We start from the raw sequence: 14,454 nt of genomic DNA, 5'->3' as shown, positions 1-14,454 counted from the left end.
AGACCCCGCATGAACCGCCTGCTCGCCCGCCTGAACATCGACCCCTATCTTCTTCTGCTGGTCGGTACGGTGGGGCTGGCGTCGGTGCTTCCGGCGCGGGGCATCTGGGCGGACATCGCGGGCGGCGTCGCCGATGCGGGCATCGCGCTGCTGTTCTTCCTCCATGGCGCCAAGCTCTCGCGCGAGGCGATTCTCGATGGCGCGAAGGCGTGGAAGCTGCACCTGACCGTTTTCGCGACGACCTTCGTGCTGTTCCCCATCGTCGGCCTCGGCGTGCGGGCCATCCCCGGTCTCGAACCCTCGCTGGCGACGGGCGTGCTGTTCCTGACGCTGCTGCCCTCGACAGTGCAGTCCTCCATCGCCTTCACCGCGATCGCCGGGGGCAACGTGGCGGCGGCGGTGTGCAGCGCCTCGTTCTCGAACCTTGCAGGCATCTTCATCACGCCGCTGCTGACCGCGCTGTTCATCACCGGGGAGAGCCAGGGCTTCTCGACGGATCCGATCATCGCGATCTCGGTGCAACTGCTGCTGCCCTTCGTCGCGGGCCACCTGCTGCGCCCGTGGATCGGCGGCTTCGTGACGCGCAACAAGAAGGTGCTGGGCTACGTCGATCGCGGCTCGATCCTGCTGGTGGTCTACACCGCGTTCGGCGCGGCGGTGCTCGAAGGGCTGTGGAGCAAGGTGACGCTGGGCGAGCTGGCGCTGATCGCGGCGATCTCGCTGGGCGTGCTGGCGGTGGTCATGGTGCTCTCCAGCATCGCGGGCAAGGCGCTCGGCTTCTCGCGCGAGGACCGCATCGTGCTGCTGTTCTGCGGCTCCAAGAAGAGCCTCGCCACCGGCGTGCCCCTGGCGGGCGTGCTGTTCCCGGCGGCGCAGGTGGGCGCGATCATCCTGCCGCTGATGTTCTTCCACCAGATCCAGCTGATGGTCTGCGCCGTGCTGGCGCGCCGGTTCGCAGCGGAGAACGAGCGGATCGAGGCATCCGCCTGAGATATTCGCCCCGGCGATGGGGTGCACCTCGCAAAGTTAGATAGTGCGTACTATCAAATCGGCAGGGAGAGCCTGCCATGCATATCGAACCGAGCATCCTGCCGTACCTCGCCGACCTCGACGGCGCGGTCGCGAACCTCAGGGACACTTGGCGGCCGGACGACCCGGCCTATCGCGCCGACGTCTACCGCCAGACGATGGCGAGCCTGTCCTATTCCTATTTCATGTACTTCCACGCCGACGCCGAGCACCCGGACTGGGCGCCGCTGTGGAACCCGGTCTACACGCTCCAGCCCAACCCGGACGACATCTACACGCAGTCGCCGATCCGGGGTGATCTGACCTACCGCGTCTCCGGCAATCGGGGGACGTGCCGCATCCTCTCGTTCACCACGCAGGCGGCGCTGTCGGGCACGGTGGACGAGATGCCGCGTCCCAACGGGCACAATGAACTCGACACCAACGACCTCGGCATAGCGCTGGGCGAGGACTTCTCGATCGTGTTCAGCGCCGAGCGGCCCGCCGGGTACGAGGGCCACTGGGCACCCATCGACCCCGCCGCGCGCGGTATGTTCACCCGCTTTCGCATGTACGACTGGGCGAGGGAGGTTGATCCCGTGCTCTCCATCGAATGCCTTGATCCCGTACCGCCCAAGCCGCGCCTCGCGCCGGAGGAAATCCTGCACCGCATCACCGAGATGGCGAAGCTGCCCCGGCGCAAGACCGACCTCTATTACCCGATGCAGAACGGGGTGAAGGAGCGCGTCGGCTTCAACGTCTTTGAGCCGGTCCGCTACCCCGGCGCGCTGGTGAAGCAGACCTACTGGCCTGCCTGCTTCCAGCTGGAGGACGACGAGGCGCTCATCATCGAGACGGAGATCCCGCAGCGCGCGCCGTACTGGAACGTCCAGCTCAACGATCCGTACTTCAACGCGCTCGAATACGTCTACCGGCTCAGCAGCACCAACGGCGCGATGGCCACGCTGTCGAGCGACGGGAAGTTCCGTGGGGTGATCGCGCTGACCGATCCGGGCGTGCCCAACTGGCTCGACCCGGCGGGCTACAACGAGGGCGGCATCTATGGCCGCTGGTACGACTGCGACAGCGAGCCAGTGCCGACGATCACGCGCGTCAGGTTGGCCGACCTGCGCGCGCACCTGCCCGCCGATACGCCCACGGTCCCGCCCGAACAGCGCGCGGAGGAGATCCGTCGCCGTGTCGTCGCCTGTCAACGCAGAAGGCGCTGGTGAGGAGCGCGTCATGGACCTGAGCTACGATCCGCCCGTCGCGTTTCGCCACGCGCTCGACCAGTTGCACGCCACCGTCGCGGCAGAGGTGGGCGCGGACGATTTCGGCCCCTCCGACTACCTGCCGGGCCTGACCGTGCTGCTTCAGTCGATGGACTACGACCCGCGCTTTTCCGAGCGGGGCCGCCGCGCTGCGTGGGGCATGGCCGTGGGCGTGCTGCGCGGGCGGGCGCAGGCCGTCGCGGCGATGAAGGCGAACCCCGGCTTCGATGCGCGCGCGGTGCTGGCGCCCGTCGTCATCACCGGGGTGCCGCGCACCGGGACGACCGCGCTGCACCGGCTGATGGCGGTCGATCCGCGCTTTCAGGGCCTCCAGACATGGCTGCTCGACAGCCCGATGCCGCGTCCGCCGATGGAGCGCTGGGGCGACTATCCGCAGTACCGCAAGACCGTCGCCGCGCTCGACGCGCAGTATGCCGCCGTGCCCGATGCCAAGGCGGCGCACTTCCGCGCCGCCGAGGAAGTGCATGAGTGCTGCATGCTGCTGCGCCAGTCGTTCGTGTCGAACCTGTGGTCCTGCGGCTGGTCGGCGGCGACCTACGACGCCTGGTGGCAGTGCCAGAGCGAGGCGGCGGCCTATCGCCACTTTGCAAAATGCGTCCAGCTGATCGGCGCGAACGACCTGGACAAGCGCTGGCTGCTCAAGAACCCGGGGCATATCGAGCATCTCGACCTGCTCTTCGCGGTCTTCCCCGATGCGCGCGTGATCCAGACCCACCGCGATCCCGGCAAGGCGGTGCCGAGCCTCGTCTCGCTGCTGATGAACATGAACGGGCTGATGGAGCCCGACCGCACGCAGCAGCGCGCCGAGAACCTGCTGCGCCGTGAAGTCGCCAAGTGGGCCAATGCGGTGAGGAAGTGCGAGGCGGTGCGGGCGCGCCATCCGGGGCAGGTGCTCGATGTCGTCCACGCCGATTTCCATGCCCGACCGATGGAGACGGTGGAGGCGATCTACCGCTTCATCGGCATGGACATCCCCGAGGACACCCGCGCCGCGCTGCTGCGCCGGATCGACGAGAAGCCGGAACTCAGCCGGGGTGTCCATCGCTATTCGATCACCGACTACGGCATGACTGCGGACGAGGCGCGTGCGCCGTTCGCGGACTATATCGCGCGGTACGATCTGCTGGAGATGCGGGCATGAAGGCGGCGATCTATCCGGGGCAGGGCAGGCCCATCGAGATCGAGGACATCGCCGATCCGGCGCCCGGCCCGGACGGCCTGCTCATCCGCGTGGACCGCTGCGGCATCTGTGGCACCGACCTGTCGATGACGCAGGGCGGCGCGTGGGACTTCGGCGCGAACGTGCAGTTCGGGCACGAGTACGCGGGCACCGTGGTCGAGGTCGGCCGCAACGTCAGCGGCTGGAAGGTGGGCGATCCGCTGGCGGTGCTGCCCTCGGTCGCCTGCGGGCAATGCGACACCTGCCGCGCGCACGGCAACAACGTGCTCTGCCGGGAGAGCCCGGCGCGCGCCTCGGTGGGCTTCGCCGAACTCGCGAGCATTCCCGCCAGCGTCGCCACGCCCCTGCCGAAGACGCTTTCGATGGCCGACGGCGCGCTGATCGAGCCGCTGGCGATCAGCCTCTACGGCACGCAGATGGCGCAGATCCGTCCGGGCGAGCGCGTGCTGGTGCTGGGCGGCGGCACGGTGGCGCTTTACGCGATATACTGGGCGCGGCGGCTCGGCGCGGGCAGGGTGGTCGCCATGTCGCGTTCGTCCCGACGGCGCGACTTGTGCCTCGCCATGGGCGCGGACGCCTTCGTCGCCTTCGGGGACAACGAAGTGGGCGAAGTGGTCGAGGCGCTGGGAGGCGCGCCGCAGGTGGTGCTGGAATGCGTGGGGGCGACGGGGATGCTCGGCCGCTCGGTCATGCACGCAGCACCGTTCGGGCGCATCGTCAGCCTCGGCTTCTGCACCGCGCCCGATCCGGTGATCCCCGGCATGGCGAGCTACAAGTGCGTCTCGATGCACTTCGCGGTCGGGTATTCGATGCGGGAGTTCCTCTACATCGCGCAGATGCTGGACCGGGACCGGATTTACGGCGGGGGGCATGTGGACCCCAAGGCCATCGTTACGGGGAACATCGGACTGGCGGACCTGCCCGCAATGTTCGAGACCTTGCGCGGGCCGAATGCCGAGACGAAGGTGCACGTGCGCTGCCAATGACCGTCGTCCCGGACTTGATCCGGGACCGCTGGCTGTCTTTAGGCGGTGCCCAGGCGAAGGGTCTTCGACAGGCTCAGCCTGACCCTTCGACAAGCTCAGGGTGAGCGGAGGTAGTGTAACAACCTCTAATCCCGCTCAGGCTGAGCTTGTCGAAGCCCCATCGGCACACTCCCGGCGTCACGCCGCCACCGGTTCCCCCACAACCTCCTCCACCGGCGCGCGCCGCAGCATGAGCAGCAGCAGCGCGCCCAGCACCACCGAAGTGCCGACCGTCACCAGGAATGCATCGAAGTTCCCCGTGCGCGCCAGCGTCCAGCTCAGCAGCGCTGCGCCCGATGCCGCCGCCAGCGAGCACACGCCGGTCAGCAGGCCCAGCACGCTGGAATAGATGCCGGTGCGGAAATGCCGCGCGACGAGGAAGGCGAGGATGTCGCCCTCCGCCCCCACCGCGAAGCCGAGGCTGAAGATCGAGGCGGTGACGATCCAGGGTGCGTCCCAGCTGCTCGCCAGCACGAAGAGGCCGAGCCCCGGCAGCGCCAGCATCACGAAGGAGACGACCTGCGGCACGAACCGGTCGAGCGCCACGCCCGTCACGAAGCGTCCCAGCAGCATCCCCGCCGCGAGCGCGGTGAACATGATCGAGGCGCCTTCGCCGGTGATGCCCTGGTCGAGCACCAGCATCTTCAACTGCACGAGGATCAGCGTGAGGGGCAGGTTGCACAGGTACATCGAGCCGAACAGGATCCAGAACGCGGGCTCGCGGAAGATCTCGGGGTAGTCCTCGCGCGCGCTGCGCTTTGGGCCGGTGACGAGCACGGCATGGGCGCGGCCGGCGGGGATCAGCAGGAAGGTGACGATGCCCGCCACGGTGGTGAACACCGCGAGCATCCGGTAAGTCGCCTCCCAGCCGTGCGCCTCGACGTAACCGTTGATGACGGGGCCGCCGATGGCGCTGAACAGCGCCGGGCCGCAGGCGACGATGGCGAGGCCGAGTCCGCGCGCGTGCTCTACGTGCTGCACGACGAGGCGGGTGTAGACCGTGGCCGTGGTCGTCACGCAGATGATGCTCTGGAAGACGAAGACCACAAGGTACGCCTCGAACGAGCCGCCGTTGAGGCTGAACCCCAGCAGCGCCAGCGGCATGGCGACGATGCCGATGAGCGCGGTCAGCTTCACCCCGAACAGGTCGGCGAGGCGGCCGATGAAGGGCATCGACAGTGCCGTCAGCATGCCCAGCATCCCGGTCATCGCGAACTGGGCCTTGGTCCATCCGGCGTCGGCGACGAGCGTAGGCGCGATGGCGCTGGTGACGGTGCCGATGATCGACATGCCCGTGCCCATGCCCAGCGTCGCGGCCAGCAGGGGCCGCCATGCGGCTGCGATTTCCGACAGATAGCGCAAGGTCTCGTCTCTCCGGGTGTTCTGTTCTGCCATGACCTTGCCACCCGTCCGCCCGGGGCAAAAGCACGCGGGGGCCGGGCAAGGCCGGTTTCACGCCGGGGCAATCTCTCATCGCCGGGGCGTTGCGCGCGTGACCGTGATGCTCGTCATTGCGAGGCCCGCAGGGCCGCGGCAATCGGCGGTCTGGCGCATCGCTGGATTGCTTCGCTTCGCTCGCAATGACGAACGTTGGTCATTACCAAGCGCTTGCTACGAAATGGGCGCAGGTCTATCCTCGGGCAAGGAAGGGGCCGCGAGGTGGCGGTCGGAGAGAGGGAGAAGGCGATGTTCGCGACGCAGGTTTTCAAGGGCGTCAGGGTGCTGGAGCTGGCGCAGTTCGTCTTCGTGCCCGCCGCCGGGGCGGTGATGGCGGACCTCGGCGCGGACGTCATCAAGATCGAGATGACCGAGGGTGATCCCTACCGCCGCCTCAAGATCACCGACGGGCGGCAGACCGCCTCGGCCAACCTCGCGATGGAGCTGAACAACCGCAACAAGCGCTCCGTGGCGATCGATCTCAAGACCGAGGAGGGGCGCGAGCTGTTCCTGCGGCTGGTGGAGACGGCGGACGTGGTGCTCACCTCGATCCGCCCGGCGGCGCTGCGGCGGCTGGGGCTGACGATGGAAGTGCTGCGCGCGCGCAATCCCAAGATCATCTACGCGCACGGCAACGGGCTCGGCTTCCGGGGGGAGCAGGCTGACCGGGCGGGTTACGACGCATCGTGCTTCTGGGCGCGCGGCGGGTTCGCGCACATGCTCTCGACCCCCGGCCAGCGCCCGACCCGGCCGCGCCCGGCGCTCGGCGACCATGCGGGGGCGATGAACGTCGCGTTCGGCATCGCCAGCGCCCTGTTCCACCGTGAGCGGACGGGGGAGGCGACGACGGTGGAAGTATCGCTGCTGTCCTCGGCCATGTGGATCCTCTCCGCCGACGTGACGATGGGCGCGGCGCTTTCGGACGAGCAGCTGGCGAAGCTCGCCAACCCCGGCCGCCATGCCCTGACGAGCGCCTACGAGACGGCGGACGGGCGCTACCTGCAACTCATGTTCCTAGATCCCGAGCGCTACTGGCCCGAACTGTGCCGCCGCATCGGGCGCGAGGGGCTGCTGCAGGACGCGCGCTTCGTCTCGGTCGAGAGCCGGGTGGAGCATGGCGAGGCGCTGCTCGAAGCGCTGGACGAGGCCTTCGCCGCGCGCACGCTCGACGAATGGCGCGCCGTCTTCGCGGGCTGGGACGCGCCGTGGGAGGTGGTGCAGAACCTGCGCGAACTCGTCTCCGACCCGCAGGGGGCCGCCAACGATGCGCTGTTCGAGGTGGTGGTGGAGGACGGTACGCCGGTGACGGTGGTGTCCGGGCCGGTGTCGTTCGGCGGCAGCCCGCTTCCCCCCGCGCCGCGCTGTGCGCCGACGATGGGGCGCGACACGGCGGCGGTGCTCGGCGAGCTGGGTCTGTCCGACGCGCAGGTCGCGGAATGGTCGGCGCGGGGCGTGGTCGCCGGGGTTGAGGTCGGCGCCCTATAGGCAGACTTCCGGGGGCGCACGTTGGAAGGCTGGGCAACCAGCGGCTGGTAAACGTCCGCCATGAGCAACGTTCACCATGCCCGCGGCCTTCGCGCCCGCCTTCGTCCGCTTGCCGCAGGAGCAGTCCTTGCGGCAGGTTTCCTCCTTGCGCCCCAGGCCGCGACCGCCGCGACGGTGACCGACACCATCGCCGTGACCGTGACCGTGCAGTCGGCCTGCGTCGTCGCCGCCAGCCCGCTCGCCTTCGGCAACTACAACCCGACGTCTTCGGCCAACGTCGATGCGAGCACGACCGTCAACGTCACCTGCACGCAGGGCACCACTTATAACGTCGGCCTCAACGCGGGGACCACCAGCGGCGGCACGACGACCGTGCGCAAGCTCAACGCCTCGGGCAAGACGCTGAACTACGCGCTCTATCAGGACGCGGCGCGCTCGACGAACTGGGGCAACACCGTCAACACCGACACCGTCCCCGGCACCGCCGGGACCGCGGCGGCGACGCTCACCGTCTACGGGCGCATCCCCGGCAGCCAGAACACCACGGCGGGCGCCTATACCGATTCGGTCACGGTGACGGTCACGTACTGATGCGCCCGCTGCGCGCATCGGTGCTGGCGCTCGCGCTCGCCGCCGCGTGGGGAGGCTCGACCCTTCCGGCGCGCGCGGGATCGCTGAGCGTCATGCCGGTGCGCGTCGGCGTGCCCGAGGGGCGGCGCTTCTGCTCGCTGACCGTGGGCAACGACGGCGACCGCCCGGTGACGGTGCAGGTGCGCGGCTTCGCATGGAGCCGGGACGAGGGCGGCGCGGATATCCTCACCCCGGACGAGGGCTTCGTCGTCAACCCGCCGATCGCCACCATCGCGCCGCACGCCAGCAGGCTGGTGCGGTGCAGCCTGCCCGCCGACGACGGCGCGCCGACGGAGCAGCAATGGCGGCTGATCGTCGACGAACTGCCCGATGCCACGCAGGCGCAGCCCGGCGTCGTGCAGACGCTACTGCGCCTGTCCGTTCCCGTGTTCCGCGCAGACGACCGGGCCGCGCCCGCCTTCACCGCCTCCGTCGCGGGAGGGGGGCTGCGCATCGCCAATGCCGGGACCGGCCATGCCCGCGTGCTCGCCGTAACGCTGCAGGATGCGGCGGGCAAGGCGGTCACGCTCGACCGCAGCTTCTACCTGCTGGCGGGCGGCGCGCAGGTAGTGCCCACGGGCAGCCTGCCGCAGGGCCTTTCCTCCATCCGCGTGCGCGCCGAGGAGGGCGAGTTCGACGTCCCCCTCGCGACGCCGTGACCTGATGGCCGCGCGCGATGCCGTCGTTCCGCCGTCTTGCAGCGGCCCTTTGGCTTGCCCTTGTCCCTGTCGTCGTCCTTGTCGTCGTCCTCGTGCAGCAGGCTGAGACGGTGCGCGCGCAGGAGGCCGCACAGGTCACGCCACGGCCGGTCGGCGTGGTCCTCAACGGCCAGCCCGTCGCCGAGCCGGGGCTGGTGGTGGAGCGCGCCGGACGCCTGCTCGCCCGCCGCAGCGACATGGAGAGCTGGGGCCTCGTCACCCGTTCGATGACCGCCGCAGAGACGCTGGGCGGGGAAAGCTACGTCGCGCTCGACCGGGTGAAGGGCCTCGTCGCAAAGCTCGATGCCGATGGATCGACGCTGCTGGTGGAGGCGGAGGCCGGGCTGTTCCCGCGCTACACGCTCGATCCCGGCCGCCATGTGGTGCCGCTGGCGCAGGCCGTCGCCGCGCAGTTCCTCGACTACGACATGACGCTGAGCGACTGGAACGGGCGGACGCGGCTGGCGGGGCTGGTCAATGCCGGGTTCTCCGACGGCTGGGGCGTCGTCGATACCGGGCTGCTGGTCGATACCGACCGGCGCGGCGTGGTGCGGCTGGACACTGCCTTGCGGCGCGACTTTCCCGACCGGCGGATGCGGCTGGTCGTCGGCGACACCGTGGGCGCGGGCGCGCCGTGGAGCCGCCCGGTACGCTACGGCGGCCTGTTCCTCGGCACCGATTTCTCGCTCGACCCGCAGAGCATCACGTTCCCGCTGCCGGTGATCTCGGGCAGCGCGCTGACGGCATCGACGGTCGAACTGATGGCGCAGTCCTCGCGCCAGACGACGCAGGTCGGGCCGGGCAGCTTCGACCTCACGCTCCAGCCGCGCCTGACCGGGGCCGGGCAGGTGACGATGAGCGTGCGCGACCTTGCGGGCAACACCCGGCAGGTGACGCGCAACTTCTACGCCAGCCCGCGCCTGCTGCGCCCCGGCCTGTCCGAATTCGCGGTGGAGGCGGGGGCGCTGCGGCGTGACTTCGGGTTCGACAGCTTCTCCTACGGTCCGATGTTCGCCGCCGTGGGCCTGCGCCGGGGCATGACGGACAGGCTGACGCTGGAAGGCCGCTTCGAGGCGAGCGGGCGCACGCGCATGGCGGGGCTCGGCGGGGCGATGGTGATCGGCACCCTGGGCGAAGTCTCGCTCGGCGGCGCGGTGTCGCAGGGCATGGCGGGCACCGGCACGCTGGTACGCGCTCAGGTGCAGCGCATCACCCCGGTCTACACGCTGACCGCCAGCTACGAGAGCGCCGACGCGCAGTTCCGGCAGGTCGGCGAGGGGCGCCGCAACGGGGGCGGGCGGCGCGAGCTGACGGTCGCGGGCGGACTGTCGCTGGGGCGCATCGGCAGCCTCAACGCCAGTTACGCGCGGCTGAGCCAGGGCATCGGCGGCGACGTGCCGAACCGGTTCGACCTCGCCTCAGCCTATTACGCGACCAATCTTGCGGGCGGCTATCTCTCGGTCGGGGTCCAGTACAGCGCACGGCGCGGGGGCCGGGACGATGGCCGCCACGACGGCAGGACGCGGGACCTCGGGCTGTTCGGATCGCTGACGATCCCGCTGGGCGCGCGCCGGCAGGTCTCGGTCGTCGCCGAGCCGGGCCGCGCGGCGGCGACGTTCAACCAGAATCTGCCCGACGGCAGCGGCTTCGGCCTGCGCGCGCTGGCCGGGCGCGAGCGCGGCGCGGCGTGGCTGGAGGGCGGCGTCTCCTACCGTACCGGCGCGGGCGACATCCGTATCGACGCGGCGCAGCGGCGCGGGCAGCAGGGCGCGCAAGTCAACGCGCGCGGCGCGCTGCTGCGGGTGGACGGCACCCTCGTCGCCGGGCAGCACATCGACGAGGGTTTCGCGCTGGTCGACGTGGCGAGCGACGCGCCCGTCACCGTCACGGTCGAGAACCGCCCGCGCCCGCGCAAGGCCGGGGAGGGCCGCCGCGTCGTCGTCACCGGGCTGCTGCCTTATGCGGAGAACCACATCGGCATCGACGCCGCCGAAGTGCCCATCGCCGACGATCTCGATACCGCCCAGCAGGTCATCGCGCCGGGCTGGCGGCAGGCGGTGCGCGTGCGCTTCGGCACGGCGGGCGGGCAGGGCGTGCGGCTGCGGGTGCTCGATACGCGCGGGGCCGCGCTCCCGACCGGATCGAGCGTCGCCTGGCCGGGCGGCACCGGCGTCGTCGGCCACGATGGCGACGTCTGGCTGGAGGGCCATGTCGGCGGCGGGATGCTGCGCGTGGTCGGGCCGGACGGGGTGTGCCGGGCGCGCATCCCCGTGCCTTCGGACGCGGCGCGGCTTTCCGCCACGCCGGTCACCTGCGTGCGGGAGAACGAGAGGACATGACCATGAACTGCGCCCTTCGCTGCATTTCCGTGCTCTGCGGGATCGCCGGGGCCGCCATGCCCGTGGCGACGGCGGAGGCGGCGGGCTGCCTGGTGTGCATCTGCTCGGTCTCGACCACCAGCCTGAGCTTCGGGACGTACAACCCCGCCGCGTCCTCGCCGACGACGGCCACCGCCACGGTCAGCGCGACGTGTGTCTCGGTGAGCGTGCCGATGAACGCCTCGGTCGACCTCGCGCTGAGCGCGGGTACCTCGGGCGATGCGGCGGCGCGGCAGATGGCCAACGGCGCGGCGCGGCTGAACTACAACATCTATCAGGACGCAGGCCACGCGACGGTCTGGGGCAACGGGGCCAACGGCGGCTCGTCGCAGACGATGTCGATCGCGAACCTGCTGAACTGGAACGTCTCGAAGACCGCCTATGGCCGGATACCGGCGGGGCAATATGCGAAGACCGGGCCTTATGCGGACTCGGTGGTGGTGACGTTCACGTTTTGACATCCTCCCTCCGTCATTGCGAGCGAAGCGAAGCAATCCAGCGCGTTGCGCCAGGCGTCTGATTGCTTCGCTGCGCTCGCAATGATGAGATCAGAAGATCGGCCAGGCCTTCCAGATGCTGAACACGCTCGTCGCGATCAGCACCACCGAGACGGCGGCCAGCAGGGTGCGCGGCTTGATGCGCTTGGCGAAGAGCGCGCCGAACGGCGCCGCGATGACGCCGCCGATGATGAGGCCCACGGTCGCCACGGTGAAGGCCGAAAGCCCGATGGTGGAGATGAACGCGATCGAGATCGAGGTCGTCAGCAGGAACTCGGCGGTGTTGACGGTGCCGATGGTCTTGGCCGGCTCGCCGCCCTGCACCAGCAGGTTGGACGTCACCACCGGACCCCAGCCACCGCCGCCCGCCGCATCGAGGAAGCCGCCCGCCAGCGCCAGCGGCGCGGTGTACTTGGGGTCGGCGAAGCTCGGCTTGCGCATGCGGATGGCGCGGAACATCAGGTAGATGCCGATGCCGGTGAGGTAGATCATGACATAGGGCCGCGCGACCGAGGCGTCGATGCTGGAGAGCAGGTACGCCCCCGAGACGCCGCCGACGATCCCGGCCGGAACCAGCCGCAGGAACAGCCCCCACTGCACGTTGCGATGCAGGATATGGCTGATGCCCGAAGTCCCGGTGGTGAACAGCTCGACCAGATGGACGCTCGCCGAAGCGGCGGCGGGCGCGACGCCCACCACGCTCACCAGCAGCGTCTGCGTGATGACCCCGAAGGCCATGCCAAGAGCACCGTCGACGATCTGCGCTGCGAAACCGATGGCAATGAAGGGGGCGATTTCGGCCAGTGTCGGCAGCGAATCGAGCATTCGTACTCCTCCCGGGGCGGGGTTGGATCAGTCAGCGCCTTGGCAGCCCGGACGACAGGGCTAGGCGATTGCCGCGCGGATGGGAACCGCGCGGTCGGTTTCGGCGAACGGAACGGGGCGGGCGCCGATGGGCTCGTTCCGGTGGGACTGTCCGGTGGACCGGTGTCGCAGCGGTTCCGTTCTGTCGCCGTCAATGCGGTTTAGGTGCAGTTCAGTACACCCTCAGTGATTGAAGCGGCGACGCTCCGTCACGTCAACCTGCATCAGCTTGCCGTCGTGGACGGTGAGCTGGATCACGCCGAAACGCAGGCGCTGGAGCGCCTCTATGACGTGCTGGACGCCTTCGTTGAGCAGCGGATGCTCGGTGGCGGTCGCGTCGGCGGGCTTGGCAATTCGCATGCGCTTCTCCTCTCAGAGCGGGGCGGATGCGAGGGTGGTATTCTCTATCGTAAAAGTTGACAATGGGGGTGATAGAGTAGCTTTGCTTTCAGGCCCGAAAGTTCAGCCTACCTCCACGTCCTCGACCGCCTCCAGCCCTTCGGCGGCGGGAACCGGATCGATCCTGTCGGAAAGGCGCATCCCGTCGAGCAGGTTGGCCGTCGCATCGCGGACCTGCAGCATCAGCGCGCGGGTGCGGCAGTCCTTTTCCTCGACGCAGTTCTTGCAGGTTTCGTGCGCGAAACGGCTGGCGCAGGGCACTAGCGCCAGCGACCCGCGCATCACCCGGATGAGGTCGCCATAGGTGATGTCGATCGGCGGCACGCCCAGCCAGTAGCCGCCGTCTTTGCCCCGCTGCGAGGCGACGATGCCGTAGCGCGACAGCTCGGACAGGATAACGGTGAGGAACTTGGCCGGGATGTTCTGCGTCTCGGCGATGTCGGTCAGCGGGATCGGTCCTTGGCCGTACTTGTCCGCGAGGTGCTGCATGGCCCGGATCGCATAGCGTGTTTTCTGCGAAAGCATCGGCGCAATTCTCGCAAGGACTTCGAAGGGTTCACTTGGCTCCTTTGACGCATGGGCGTCAACCCGCTCCGCCCGTGCGACGGGCGCGTGGCGGTGGATTACCGCAAGCAACGCGCCCGTCCTGCAAATTGTTTCAGGCGGTCTGGTAGATGCGCTCGATGTGGGCGGGATCGGCGGGCACGCCGGGGCGCTCCTTTCCGGCGATGGTCGTGCGATGCATGACGCGACCCTCGTCGGTGTAGGGGACAACGCGGTGCATCAGGCCCTGGTTGTTCCAGATGACGAGGTCGCCCTCCCGCCACTTGTGGGTGTAGACGAGGTCGGGCTGGGCCGCCCATTGCTGCAACCGGGTGAGCAGCGCGCGCCCGTGCGGCCCCGGCATTCCCACGATCCCGTCGCCATGGGTGCCGAGCAGCAGCGACTTGCGCCCGTCCTCGTGCGTCCAGACCAGCGGCTGCTCCATGACCGCCGCCATCGCCTTGTAGCGGGCGCGGCGTTCCTCGCTCGGGTGGCCGTGGACCGGGCGCACGGCGGCCTCGACGCAGTGGATCACGGTCAGCCCCTCGTACTCGCGCTTCTCGTCCTCGGGCAGCAGATCCCACGCGGCGTAGAGGTTGGCGAACTCGGTCGCGCCGCCGCTGGCCGACAGCTTGCGCGCCGACAGCACCGTCGCCTTTGGCAGCGGCTGGTCGATAGTGATCCCGTCGATGTGCCAGAAGAAGGTGCCCAGCACGTAGTCCGGCTCCGAGTTCAGCTTGCGGTCGAGCGTGATCTTGTAGACGTCGGGCGTGTCGGCATCCGATCCCGGCACCTGCCGCGTAAAGTTCACCCGCTCGCCCAGCCGGTCGGTGAAGGCGAGCTGCAACTGGTCGGATACATTGATCTGCGGGAACACCAGAACTCCGCGCGTTTCCAGCTCGCGGCGCACGGTCTCGATCGTCTCGTCGTCGAGCAGGTGGTCGGGCGAGACATGGACGATGCCGCCGATATGCGGCTTCACGGGTTCGACGCTGATGGTCACGGCTGGTCTCCTCTC

Annotated in this window: 14 protein-coding genes; 9 read left to right on the top strand and 5 right to left on the bottom strand. The window is 69.3% G+C overall.

All coding sequences use genetic code 11. The features are described from left to right. Positions 1-9: 9 nt before the first annotated feature. From LO787_RS11875 to LO787_RS11860, 4 genes are all read left to right on the top strand, one after another. A complete protein-coding gene (locus tag LO787_RS11875) occupies positions 10-990 on the top strand; it encodes a bile acid:sodium symporter family protein (RefSeq protein WP_232496035.1) in 981 nt (326 codons plus the stop codon). A 77-nt stretch (positions 991-1,067) separates the two neighbouring features. Beyond that, positions 1,068-2,240 (top strand): hypothetical protein, encoded by a 1,173-nt coding sequence (locus tag LO787_RS11870; RefSeq protein ID WP_232496034.1) that lies wholly within the window; start codon positions 1,068-1,070, stop codon positions 2,238-2,240. After that, positions 2,206-3,441, top strand: a complete 1,236-nt coding sequence (locus LO787_RS11865) for a sulfotransferase family protein (protein ID WP_232496033.1) — start codon at positions 2,206-2,208, stop codon at positions 3,439-3,441. The genes LO787_RS11870 and LO787_RS11865 overlap by 35 nt, the downstream gene beginning before the upstream one ends. Next, positions 3,438-4,466: an alcohol dehydrogenase catalytic domain-containing protein gene (locus LO787_RS11860; RefSeq protein WP_232496032.1), complete on the top strand. Its 1,029-nt coding sequence runs from the start codon at positions 3,438-3,440 to the stop codon at positions 4,464-4,466. The genes LO787_RS11865 and LO787_RS11860 overlap by 4 nt, the downstream gene beginning before the upstream one ends. A gap of 177 nt (positions 4,467-4,643) precedes the next feature. On the opposite strand, the gene LO787_RS11855 is transcribed toward LO787_RS11860, so the two are convergent. Further along, positions 4,644-5,900 carry an MFS transporter gene (locus LO787_RS11855; protein WP_232496031.1) on the bottom strand — a complete coding sequence of 419 codons (1,257 nt, stop codon included), beginning with the start codon at positions 5,898-5,900 and terminating at the stop codon, positions 4,644-4,646. Between the two features lie 291 nt (positions 5,901-6,191). Between LO787_RS11855 and LO787_RS11850 the strand changes: the two genes are divergently transcribed. The 5 genes from LO787_RS11850 (at position 6,192) to LO787_RS11830 (ending at position 11,591) form a co-directional block, all read left to right on the top strand. Continuing rightward, entirely contained in the window at positions 6,192-7,427 is a 1,236-nt protein-coding gene (locus LO787_RS11850) for a CaiB/BaiF CoA transferase family protein (RefSeq protein ID WP_232496030.1), read from the top strand. Positions 7,428-7,487: 60 nt separating this feature from the next. Continuing rightward, a complete protein-coding gene (locus LO787_RS11845; RefSeq protein ID WP_232496029.1) occupies positions 7,488-8,018 on the top strand; it encodes a Csu type fimbrial protein in 531 nt (176 codons plus the stop codon). Then, positions 8,018-8,716, top strand: a complete 699-nt coding sequence (locus LO787_RS11840) for a fimbrial biogenesis chaperone (protein ID WP_232496028.1) — start codon at positions 8,018-8,020, stop codon at positions 8,714-8,716. The genes LO787_RS11845 and LO787_RS11840 overlap by 1 nt, the downstream gene beginning before the upstream one ends. 92 nt (positions 8,717-8,808) lie before the next feature. Then, complete coding sequence (locus tag LO787_RS11835) at positions 8,809-11,094, top strand: fimbria/pilus outer membrane usher protein (RefSeq protein WP_232496027.1); 2,286 nt, start codon at positions 8,809-8,811, stop codon at positions 11,092-11,094. A 2-nt stretch (positions 11,095-11,096) separates the two neighbouring features. Continuing rightward, complete coding sequence (locus LO787_RS11830) at positions 11,097-11,591, top strand: Csu type fimbrial protein (RefSeq protein ID WP_232496026.1); 495 nt, start codon at positions 11,097-11,099, stop codon at positions 11,589-11,591. Positions 11,592-11,681: 90 nt separating this feature from the next. Here the strand turns inward: LO787_RS11830 and LO787_RS11825 are convergent, their stop codons facing one another. The 4 genes from LO787_RS11825 to LO787_RS11810 all read right to left on the bottom strand — a co-directional run bounded on the left by LO787_RS11825 (position 11,682) and on the right by LO787_RS11810 (position 14,439). After that, positions 11,682-12,455 carry a sulfite exporter TauE/SafE family protein gene (locus LO787_RS11825; protein WP_232496025.1) on the bottom strand — a complete coding sequence of 258 codons (774 nt, stop codon included), beginning with the start codon at positions 12,453-12,455 and terminating at the stop codon, positions 11,682-11,684. Positions 12,456-12,677: 222 nt separating this feature from the next. Next, positions 12,678-12,854 carry a YezD family protein gene (locus LO787_RS11820; protein ID WP_008830176.1) on the bottom strand — a complete coding sequence of 59 codons (177 nt, stop codon included), beginning with the start codon at positions 12,852-12,854 and terminating at the stop codon, positions 12,678-12,680. A gap of 102 nt (positions 12,855-12,956) precedes the next feature. Next, on the bottom strand, positions 12,957-13,418 hold the full coding sequence (locus LO787_RS11815; protein ID WP_232496024.1) for an RrF2 family transcriptional regulator: 462 nt from the start codon (positions 13,416-13,418) through the stop codon (positions 12,957-12,959). Positions 13,419-13,551: 133 nt separating this feature from the next. After that, entirely contained in the window at positions 13,552-14,439 is an 888-nt protein-coding gene (locus LO787_RS11810) for a TauD/TfdA dioxygenase family protein (RefSeq protein ID WP_232496023.1), read from the bottom strand. Between the last annotated feature and the right edge of the window lie 15 nt (positions 14,440-14,454).

This window comes from Novosphingobium kaempferiae (assembly GCF_021227995.1).
Lineage (GTDB): Bacteria > Pseudomonadota > Alphaproteobacteria > Sphingomonadales > Sphingomonadaceae > Novosphingobium > Novosphingobium kaempferiae.
Note: the sequence above shows the minus strand (reverse complement) of the source record. Positions and strands in the feature narration are given on the sequence as shown.